The sequence below is a fragment of the Cetobacterium sp. ZOR0034 genome (assembly GCF_000799075.1).
Lineage (GTDB): Bacteria > Fusobacteriota > Fusobacteriia > Fusobacteriales > Fusobacteriaceae > Cetobacterium_A.
Map to the genome: position 1 here is coordinate 1 of NZ_JTLI01000053.1, position 10515 is coordinate 10515.

The following is a 10515-nucleotide window of genomic DNA, read 5'->3' on the forward strand; positions in this document are numbered from 1 at the left end:
AAGTTAAGATAGCCTATTTGGACATTTAAAATTTGATAGCTAAGAAGTTAATTTACACTAAATTTGGTATACTCCCGATAAAAATAAAAGGTATGGTTGATTCCATACCTTTTATTTTTCTATCTCGTCAAGAATCTCTTTTCCTATATCTTGCATCATCTCAAGAACTTTAACTACTTTTTTACCTCTATTTTCAGTCAAAAAATATTCAACTCTTAAAGGATATCCTTCATAGTTATATTTCTCGACAAAGCCGAATTTCATAAGTTCTTTAAGATGTTGTAACAACATTTTTTGATTGATTCCAACAATATCATTTTCAAGTTCTGATAAAGAGGCTTTGCCTCTCCAGTGGATTTGATATAAAATTACCATTTTCCATTTCCCTTTTAAAATATCATATGCTAACTCTAAAGGGCAGGTATATTTTTCTCTTATTTTCATAATTTCACACCTTTTGTTATTATTTTATATATAATAACCTAGATTTATTGAAAATAAAAGAGAAATTATATTAAAATTAGAATTTTAAAGTTTCACCATTATCAGGAACAATTATATTAGTAACTCCAGCTTCTTTTATTTTTTCTTTTAAATCTTTTCTAGTTACAGTACTATGATCTGTAGATTCCATATGAACAGCAACTATTTTAGCCTTTGGAGCAAGTTTTGCAATCTCTATTGCTTCTTCAGCTCCAATTAAAAGATTAAGTTCATTGGTATCTTTATTAATAGCCATTCCTAAAGAATTGAAGAAATCTTTTTCAGCTTCAGATAAAAGTAGATGAGCTTTTGCAGGATGGATTATTATTATATCTGGTTGAACTTCAATTATTTTATCTTTAATATTTTGAGTTAAAATAGTATCTCCTGCCCATAAAATTGTAGGTTGATTATCAGCTCTTAAAATATATCCAGAAACTTCTCCAACAACAGGTTTTAAAGATAGAATATCTGTATGTAAAAGTTCAAATCTTTCAAATGAGATTCCTTCCCAAGAAAAAGTTTTTTGGAAAGATACAAGGTTATTAAAACCAACTGCCTTTAAACCTTTTGAATCTGACTCTTGTACAAATATAGGTATATTTTTATCAATTATTTCAATAGCCTTTTGATCAAAGTGATCCGAGTAAGCAAATTCTACTTTTCCATTCTCTGGAATATGAGTGTGTGAAACTAAAATCAAATCGATATCTTTAACTGCTTTTTCAGCAGAAAAAGGTAAATCAGAAGTAGGGCTAACCAATTTATCTTTATTTTCAGGTAAGTATCCATGATAAGAATTTTTTGGAGCTAGTAGAGGATCTGTTAAAATTGTTTTTTTATTATATTTAATTTTCATTGTAGCATTTCTTAAAAGTTGTATTTGTACATTATTTATTTCATTTAAATTATTTTCCATATATTTTCTCCTTTGATACAGTTATTTTAAGACTATGATTAAGAATAACATGATAATACTATTTTGAAAATTACCCACTTTTTTGTATGTAGAAAAAATCCTATAAATATAGTATAATATGAGCAGAAATAAAAGTGTGGAGGAAAAAATTTTTATGGAAAACATTCTTGGACATATGCTGAATGAGTTTGTAATAGCAATTGCTAAATACTCACCAATAGTTATAAAAAAAGTGATATATTTAGCGATTTTATATGTTTCTTATAATCCGCTTAAAGAGTTTGTTATAAAATCTTTAAAAAAGGTTTTAAGAAAAAAACAATTTGATGAGTTGTTAGTAAGTTTCTTAGCAACATCGATGAAAACTTTAATTATAATTTTTTATTTTTTAAATGTGATTCAAATTTTAGGACTGCAAGTAGCCTCGTTACTAACGCTTCTAGGTTCTGTGGGAGTCGGAGTGGGATTAGCTTTAAAAGGAAGCTTATCAGATGTAGCGGGTGGAATTCAAATTTTGATATCTAAACCATTTAAAAAAGGAGATTTTATCATTTGTGGTGGATCGGAAGGTTCGGTTCAAAAGATAACGTTTTTATACACTGCTTTAAATACTGTAGATAATAAAAGAGTAATTCTTCCAAATGGAAAACTGTCATCATCTGTTGTAACTGTTGTAACAGCAAACCCTCAAAGAAGAGCAGACTTTGTATTCTTTGCAGAAAAAGAGGTTTCGATAGATAAGGTAAAAGAGGTTTTATTTGATGTTGTAAGTAACCATCCATTTGTATTAAAAGATAAAGATATATTTGTAAAGTTCTCAAAAGAAACAGGGATAGCCACTGAATTTATAGTTAGAGTTTGGACTTTAAAAGAGAATTTTAGAGATTTAAACGCTGATATTCAAGAGGAAGTTAAAAAGAGATTTGATAAAGAGGGAATCAGATTACCATATCAATCTTATGAAGTTAATATAATGAAATAAAATATTTTAAGATTACATCTCCAAGAACTATCTTGGGGATTTTTTTTATGTGTAAATAAAAAAAGGATAAGTTAAATTTTACCGGTAAACAGAAAATAAGATGAAGTATAAGTGAGGTGGTTTTATATGGATAAGATACTGGTATTATTTAAATATTATAACGATGCAAAGTTAGCGATAGAAAATTATAAGTCATTAAAAAAGAGATTTAATTTTGAGATTTTACCTCTTTATGTAAAAGAGTTGAAAGTTCCAACAGGTGTTACATTTTTAAGTCCGAGCATGACAATGGATATTTTAAAAGAGTATGAAGATGAGTATATTGACGATTTAAAGGAAATTTTAGCAAAAGAAGGATTGAAAGAGGAGTTAATAGTAGATATAGGATTGAATAAAGAGATAATCCAAGAGTATTTAAAAAAAGTGGATTATATAATGTTAGAAGAAACAGAATATTTGGATGAAGATTTTTTAGAAATATTAAAAGTAGTATATAAACCAGTTATAGTTGTGAATAAAAGTGCTTCAAAATTTGAAAATGTTGTGGTTATTTCAGATGATGGAATAAAAGTGAATAAAAGTGTAAATAATTTCGTGAGAGATTTTCCAGAGATAAAAAAAATGACTCTTTTAACTTGGAACTATAAGCATGAAGAAAATAATGTTTTGGAATTTTTGGAAAGAAAAGGAATTGAAGTAAAGATTGAGATGTATAATCAGCAATTTAATACAAAAGAGGAATTTTTCAATAGAATGAACGAATTTGATTTTATTGTAATGGGTAATTTAAGTAAATCATTCTTTTTTGAAAAGATAACTAAACGTATGGGTGTAGAAATAATTGAAAAAGCAAAAGTGCCAATTTTTATAGGATAAGTAAAAAAGTAGAAAAAAAGCTGAGGAAATTTTAAAATCTCCTCAGCTTATTATATTGATATTGATATTGATTACTCGTTATAGTATAGGTTTTCAGTTGGGAATACAGGATCACAAGTTACATCAACACCTAATTTTCTAAGAGTTTGCTCGTCACCTTTTCCAAGAATTGTAGTTGAGTGAAGCTGAGCTCCCTTTAATGTAGGAAGTTGATCAAGGGCAGCTTGTGCCATTGGGTTAGTTGCAGCTGATATAGTAAGTGCAATTAACATCTCTTCACAGTCTAAACCTACGTTTTTACTTTGTAATGTAGTTTTCTTTAGTTTTGTAATATCTTCAATTATAGTTGGAGATATTAAGTGAATATTATCATTGATTCCAGCAATAGCTTTAAGAGCGTTGATTAAAACAGCAGATGAAGAATCTAAAACATTAGATTTTTTTCCTGTTAAGATTAATCCAGTAGTAAGCTCCATAGCTACAGAAGATAATAACTCAGTTGTATCACAAGCTTTTTGCTTTTCTAAGTGTTCTCTAGCAGCAGTAACTACTTTTCTATCAGATTCTTTTAATCCTAACTCTTCCATTATAAGTTTTGCTCTTTGGAATGTTTCTTTATCAACATATCCTTTTTTATATTCACATCCAGTTTTGAAGTATCTTCTGATAATCTCTTGTTTAGAAGCTTCTCTAACAACTTCATCATCAACGATACCAAATCCTACTCTATTAACACCCATATCAGTTGGTGATTTATAGATAGATTCTTTATTTGTAATTTTTTCAATTATTCTTTTTAAAACAGGGAAAGCTTCAATATCTCTGTTATAGTTAACAGCAGTTTCACCATAAGCTTCAAGGTGGAATGAGTCTATCATGTTAACATCTTTTAAATCCACTGTAGCAGCTTCATAAGCGATATTTAGTGGATGCTTTAATGGTACGTTCCAAACAGGGAAAGTCTCGAATTTCGAGTAACCAACGGCATTTCCTCTTTTATTTTCATGATAAAGTTGGCTTAAACAAGTAGCTAGTTTTCCGCTTCCAGGTCCTGGAGCAGTAACAACAACGATTGGCTTAGTTGTTTCAATATAAGGATTTTTTCCGTATCCTTCTTCACTAACGATTGTATCTACATCTGTAGGATACCCTTTTGTAGCTCTGTGCTTGTAAACTTTTATTCCTCTTCTCTCTAACTTTGTAATGAAAAGAGATGTAGATGGTTGGTCATCATATCTAGTGATAACAACACTGTTTACTTCAAGTTCACGTTCTCTTAAATCATCGATTAATCTGAATACATCCATATCATATGTAATACCAAAGTCTCCTCTGATTTTATTTCTTTCGATGTCTCCTGCATAAACGCAGATTATAACTTCAACTTTTTCTTTAAGTTTTTGAAGTAATTTAATTTTAGCATTTTCGTCGAATCCCGGTAAAACTCTTTTTGCATGTAAGTCAAATAACAGTTTACCACCAAACTCAAGATATAATTTGTCAAAATTATTAACTCTTTCTAGGATATATTTCGATTGTTCCTCTAGATATTTATTGTGATCAAAACCTATTTTCATGACTCACTCCTTCAATTTTTTTATATTCGTCAGAGCACTTCCTGACTCTACATCATAGCATGTTATAAAAAAAAAATCTAGCTTAAAAATATTTTTTTGTGATATAATTTATAAAAATTTAAATTTTTTGAGGGAGGATAAAATGAAAAAATTACCAATAATAATTGATTGTGATCCAGGATGTGATGATACAATTGCATTACTTTTAGCATTTGCAAACACGAATTTAGACATCAAAGGTGTTACAGTTTCAGCGGGGAACGTGCATATAAATAACACGACTGAAAATGCTAGAAAATTAGTAGGAGCTTTTAGACCAGAAATAAAAGTAGCAAAAGGTTGTGAAAAACCTATGTTTAAAACTATAGTTACAGCACCAGAAGTTCATGGGGAAACTGGACTTGGTTCTGTAGTTATACCAGAGAATGGAAAGCAGTTAGAGGATTTAAATGCTGTAGAGTTTTTAGCTCAAACTTTGAAAAATAGTGATGAGAAAATCACAATAGTTATAACAGGTCCAATGACAAATATAGCGGTATTTTTAATAGCTTATCCGGAATTAAAAGAAAAAATAGAGAAGTTTGTAATAATGGGTGGATCAGCAATTGGTGGAAATGTAACACCAGCAGCAGAGTTCAATATATATGTAGATGCCGAAGCAGCTGATATTGTATTTAGATCTGGGGTAGATATTGTATTGTGTCCGTTAGATGTTACAATGAAAGCGTTTGTAACAGAAAAAGAGTTAGCAGAGATAAAAGCAATAGGAGGATTCGCCTCTGAAGTTGCACATGGAGCAATAAAAAATGCATTAGATTTCTATAAAGAGTTTTATAAAGTTTCAGAAGTTCCGATGCATGATCCGTGTACTATAGCTTATCTTTTAGAACCAGAGATGTTTAAAGGAGTAGATGTATTCTTAGGAACAGAGTTAAGAGGGGAGTTTACTTATGGTGAGACTATTATAGATTATCGTAATAAACTAGGAAAAGAAAAAAATGCATTAGTTCTAAACGAGATAGATAGAGAAGCATTTATAAATCTTATAAAAAAATCTGTTGAGGCATTGAAAGGGATATAAATTAATTTCAAATATCAATAGATTGAATAGTTAATTATTTAACATATTGATATATTCTATTTCAAAAAAGAACAAAATGGTGCTACAATCGCATTACACACACATTTTACAAACGTTTTAAGGAGGTACTAGATGACGATAGAGTTATCAACGATTCAAACTATAGCAATGGCAGTTATTGTCTTGTATATGGGAAAATTTTTAAACCACACATTTAAATTTTTAAAAGAAAATTGTATTCCAGAGTCAGTAACAGGAGGGACAGCCTTTTCAATAATTACTTTTATTGGTTACAAAACGGGGTTGTTTAGTTTTATATTTGAAGATTCTTTGAGAAGTCTTTTTATGATTGCCTTCTTTACGACGGTAGGATACTCAGCTAGTTTAAAATTACTTAAGAAAGCTGGGATGCCTGTATTTATGTTTTTAATAGCATCTGTGGGACTAGCAGTAGCTCAGAATGTATTAGGAGTTGGATTAGCAGGAGTTTTAAATTTGAACCCATTGATAGGGTTAGCAACAGGATCTATGTCTACAACTGGAGGTCCTGGAACGGCGGGGGCATTTGCACCAATACTTGAGAGTTACGGAGCTGAAGGAGCAACGGTTGTTGCAATGGCTACAGCAACTTATGCTTTAATAGTTGGAAGTTTAATATCTGGACCGTTGGCTAATAGATTGATAAAAAAGCACAATCTATTAGAGAAAAGAGAAACAGGTGGAGTTTATGATTCTGAAGATGAGAAGAAAACACCTTTAGATCCAAAACATGTTTCTACAGCTTCTTTCCAAATTATAATAGCGATGGGGATTGGAAGTTTAATTTCGAACTTCTTATCTGGTGCAGGAGTTGTTTTACCATCGTATATAGGTGCTATGTTTGCAGCAGCTTTAATAAGAAATATTTCTGATTTTAGCGGAGCATATGATGTTCATTTAGATATTATAAATATTATTGGTGGATTTACTCTGACAATATTTTTATCGATGACTCTTATGACTTTTAAACTTTGGGAACTTCAAGGATTAGCTCTACCGCTAGTTATAATGTTGGTAGCTCAAACAGTTTTAATTGGAATGTTTGCTTACTTCATAACATTTAGACTAACTGGAAAAGATTATGATGCTGTTGTTATGACAAGTGGTCATTGTGGATGTGGATTTGGAACAACGCCTAAAGCCTTAGCGAACATGGAGGCATTAACAGCTAAGTATTTCCCATCACCAAAGGCATTTTTTGTAATTCCAATAGTGGGTGGATTATTCATAGATTTCTTTAATGCTGGAATAATAACTCTGTTTATGAATATACTTCATTAATTTGTATAATTTAAAATAATTCATTAAATTAAAATATAAAATATGTTATAATCTTTAAAGAAAGTTTTAAGGAGGTTAGACATGTTAAAAATATTTAATGATAGAGTTTATGGTTTAGATGAGAGTTTAATAGCTAGTGGATATCCTATGATAGCTGAGTCGATAGAGGAGTGGGATGAAACTCCAAGTTTAGAGGAAAAAGATTATAAAAGAGCTGGAAAGTTAGGAAATGTACCAACTGGAACAGGGCATGATAACTTCTTAAAAGGTATTATAGTTCAATTTGATATAACTTATCCAAACTACTGGACACCACAGTTTCAAAGATATCACTTTGCGGATATAGTTTCTTCAACTTCAAAGATGCACAGACTTACAAAGATGGATTTAAAAACTTCTTGTAACGAATATGTAGATGATGTTGTAATTGAAAATTTAAATAGATGGATTGAGATATTCAACGCTTTTGAAAAGGATCAGAAAGAGGTTGAAGTAGATGGGAAAATCTATACAAAATATGAAATCTATATGAAGATTATATCTAATTGTCCAATGGGATTAGAGCAAACTATGAGAGTAACAACATCTTACTTACAATTAAAAACAATATATCTTCAAAGAAGATACCACAAGTTAAAAGAGGACTGGGGTAATTTCTGTGATTGGTGTTTAACACTTCCACACTTTGAGGAGTTTTGTTTAAAAGGAAATAAATAATAAAAGAGACCTTCGGGTCTCTTTTTATTATCTTCTGTTTCTTAAAAGATATACAAGGGAAGGGTATATACCCGGATAGTAAAGATTTTTTTGATATGCTCTAACCTTAGTTAGTAGAAGCATACAGTAGAATCTTAAAAATAAGCTGATAAAAAACATGAGTTTTAAACCAGCATATGAATCTCCAAAAATTGTAATAGTTTTACCCTGTAGATAATTAGCTAAATATCCTCCTAAGAATGCGCCAGTTAGGCCTAAAACACCAACAGAGAGCGAGTAGGCTGCTGTGTAAGAGTCTCGATCTGGAGAGGAAAGTTCTAGTAATAAACTGAATACAGATAAGTTTATTGCGGACCATCCAACAGCTGTTCCAACAGCATCGAGCATAATTAAACTATTTACAGTTTCTTTAGTCATTAAAAAATAAAATATAACGACATAACTAGAAACACCTATTCCAAATGATAGAAGTTTTTTATATCCGATTCGCTCTACAAGTTTTCCATATATAAAAAATGCAAATATAGAAAGAATAGCGGTTAAAGATGTAGAGAGACCTAAAATATTATATGAAGCATCTAAGTTAACAACAGCAAAATAGTAAAAGTAAGGTTTTGTAAATTCGATAGAAAAATTCCACATAGCTATAAAAGTTAAAAAATTAAAAAAATTAGAATCTTTCAGAGGTTTTTTTATGGAAAAATCTCTTTGTTTTTCTGTAAAGTCTGGAATATCATGAAAATATAGTAAAACAAGAGTTGTTATTGCAGCTATGGCCATAATAAAAGTAAGGATAAGTATACTTGTTTTTCCAGGGCTATAACTCAATGCTTTAGATACAATATAAGAGAAAAAAACTGTTGAAATAGATATTAAAGTGAATCTTTTTGAGAAGAAAAGTCCACGATCCTCTTTTTTTATAATATCTCCAACTGAACTCGTCCAAATTCCACTTAGAAAAGCAGAGAAGACAGAATAGGTAAAAACTATTCCTACAAGATAGCGGTAATCAGTTTTATCAAATAGAACAATAAAAAAAAGAAAACACATCGGAATTCTTGCAGCGGCTGCGCTGAAAAGCATAGCTTGTTTTTTTGTCTTAAAAAATTTATAATATGTTCCTAAAAAAATTTGAAGAAGTTGCAAGCCTAAAGGTAGAGTTGTAATAAGAGATATCCAAAATGGCTTACATTGGAAATATAGAGCTAAGGCAGTAAGTGCAAATCCTTGAATCCCTAAAGATAAGGTATTTGCACTCATTCCTTCAATAATAATTAGAAACTTATTTTTGTTATAAGAGTCACGAAACATAGAGATCATCCCCCGTCTTAATAGAAACTTTAGAAAAGCTTTTGTTTGTAACCTCATTTACCAAAAAAAAGTAGAAATCCTTTTAAAAAAGATAATATTAAATATTTAAAATAAGTTCAACAGGACAGTGATCAGAGCCTAGAGTTTCAGTGTGTATATTTGCTTCTTTAATATTTTCTTTTATCTTATTAGAAACTACAAAATAATCGATTCTCCATCCAGCATTATTTTTTCTTGCACTAAATCTATATGACCACCACGAATATACATCTGTAACATCTGGATGAAGATATCTAAAACTATCAACAAAACCACTTTCTAATAGTTCAGTGAATTTAGCTCTCTCTTCATCAGTAAATCCAGCATTTTTTCTATTTGATTTTGGATTTTTTAAATCTATCTCTGTATGAGCAACATTTAAATCTCCACATAAAACAACAGGTTTTTTTGAATCTAATTCTAAAAGATATTTTCTAAAATCATCTTCCCAAGTCATTCTATAATCAAGCCTTGTAAGCTCAGTTTGTGAGTTTGGAGTATATACATTTACAAGGTAGTAATTTTCAAACTCTAAAGTTATAACTCTTCCCTCTTTATCGTGATGCTCAATTCCTAAATCATAAGAAACTGACAATGGTTTTTCTTTTGTAAAGATAGCTGTACCAGAATATCCTTTTTTTTCAGCATAGTTCCAATAGCAATGATATCCTTCAGGAGAGAAATCAGTTTGTCCCTCTTGTAACTTTATCTCTTGTAAACAAAGAGCATCAGCATTAACCTCATTAAAGTACTCTAAAAAGTTTTTTTGTAACACAGCTCTTAAACCATTTACATTCCAAGAAATTAATTTTTTCATAAGTTTTCCTCCATACATTTATTCAAAATTATCTACTATAGATTATATCATAAATAAAAAAATAAAAAAAAATAAAAAACTTTGTTGACAATGTTTAAAAATTATGATACTATAATTATGTAGCGAGCGAGAGCGAGTTGCAAAAACAAAATAGTTCGGAATATAGCGCAGTCCGGTAGCGCACCTGCCTTGGGAGCAGGGGGCCGCAAGTTCGAATCTTGCTATTCCGACCATGCAGGCTAATGGCTCAATTGGTAGAGCATCGGTCTCCAAAACCGAGGGTTGGGGGTTCGAGTCCCTCTTGGCCTGCCATTTTCGCCTAGATAGCTCAGTTGGCTAGAGCACCCGGTTCATACCCGGGCGGTCGAAGGTTCGAATCCTTTTCTAGGCACC

10 protein-coding genes and 3 tRNA genes are annotated in these 10515 nt (G+C 30.6%); 8 read left to right on the top strand and 5 right to left on the bottom strand.

From position 1 onward, the window contains the following. Positions 1-111 precede the first annotated feature (111 nt). On the bottom strand, positions 112-444 hold the full coding sequence (locus tag L992_RS10035) for a helix-turn-helix domain-containing protein (RefSeq protein ID WP_047384079.1): 333 nt from the start codon (positions 442-444) through the stop codon (positions 112-114). Between the two features lie 76 nt (positions 445-520). Continuing rightward, positions 521-1402, bottom strand: coding sequence for an MBL fold metallo-hydrolase (locus L992_RS10040; RefSeq protein WP_047396038.1), 882 nt, complete (start codon positions 1400-1402; stop codon positions 521-523). A gap of 154 nt (positions 1403-1556) precedes the next feature. Between L992_RS10040 and L992_RS10045 the strand changes: the two genes are divergently transcribed. After that, complete coding sequence (locus L992_RS10045; RefSeq protein WP_052191815.1) at positions 1557-2384, top strand: mechanosensitive ion channel family protein; 828 nt, start codon at positions 1557-1559, stop codon at positions 2382-2384. Between the two features lie 126 nt (positions 2385-2510). Beyond that, the gene (locus L992_RS10050) at positions 2511-3260 is read left to right on the top strand and encodes a hypothetical protein (protein ID WP_047384075.1); all 750 of its coding nucleotides are present in this window, start codon (positions 2511-2513) and stop codon (positions 3258-3260) included. A 71-nt stretch (positions 3261-3331) separates the two neighbouring features. On the opposite strand, the gene L992_RS10055 is transcribed toward L992_RS10050, so the two are convergent. Further along, entirely contained in the window at positions 3332-4837 is a 1506-nt protein-coding gene (locus L992_RS10055) for a DUF1846 domain-containing protein (RefSeq protein WP_047384074.1), read from the bottom strand. A 142-nt stretch (positions 4838-4979) separates the two neighbouring features. Between L992_RS10055 and L992_RS10060 the strand changes: the two genes are divergently transcribed. The 3 genes from L992_RS10060 to L992_RS10070 all read left to right on the top strand — a co-directional run bounded on the left by L992_RS10060 (position 4980) and on the right by L992_RS10070 (position 7955). Then, positions 4980-5918, top strand: coding sequence for a nucleoside hydrolase (locus tag L992_RS10060; RefSeq protein ID WP_047384072.1), 939 nt, complete (start codon positions 4980-4982; stop codon positions 5916-5918). Between the two features lie 132 nt (positions 5919-6050). Further along, positions 6051-7238, top strand: a complete 1188-nt coding sequence (gene gltS, locus L992_RS10065; protein WP_047384071.1) for a sodium/glutamate symporter — start codon at positions 6051-6053, stop codon at positions 7236-7238. 81 nt (positions 7239-7319) lie between these two features. Beyond that, positions 7320-7955 (top strand): hypothetical protein, encoded by a 636-nt coding sequence (locus L992_RS10070; RefSeq protein WP_047396040.1) that lies wholly within the window; start codon positions 7320-7322, stop codon positions 7953-7955. 27 nt (positions 7956-7982) lie between these two features. Here L992_RS10070 and L992_RS10075 read toward each other — a convergent pair whose 3' ends face one another. Together L992_RS10075 and L992_RS10080 are read right to left on the bottom strand one after the other, a co-directional pair. After that, positions 7983-9266, bottom strand: a complete 1284-nt coding sequence (locus tag L992_RS10075; protein ID WP_047384068.1) for an MFS transporter — start codon at positions 9264-9266, stop codon at positions 7983-7985. A 97-nt stretch (positions 9267-9363) separates the two neighbouring features. After that, positions 9364-10122, bottom strand: a complete 759-nt coding sequence (locus L992_RS10080; protein WP_047396043.1) for an exodeoxyribonuclease III — start codon at positions 10120-10122, stop codon at positions 9364-9366. A gap of 156 nt (positions 10123-10278) precedes the next feature. Here L992_RS10080 and L992_RS10085 point away from each other — a divergent pair. The 3 genes from L992_RS10085 to L992_RS10095 all read left to right on the top strand — a co-directional run bounded on the left by L992_RS10085 (position 10279) and on the right by L992_RS10095 (position 10513). After that, positions 10279-10355 (top strand) — tRNA-Pro (locus L992_RS10085). Positions 10356-10358: 3 nt separating this feature from the next. After that, positions 10359-10434: transfer RNA gene (locus L992_RS10090), tRNA-Trp, on the top strand. Between the two features lie 5 nt (positions 10435-10439). After that, positions 10440-10513 (top strand) — tRNA-Met (locus L992_RS10095). The last annotated feature ends 2 nt before the right edge of the window (positions 10514-10515 follow it).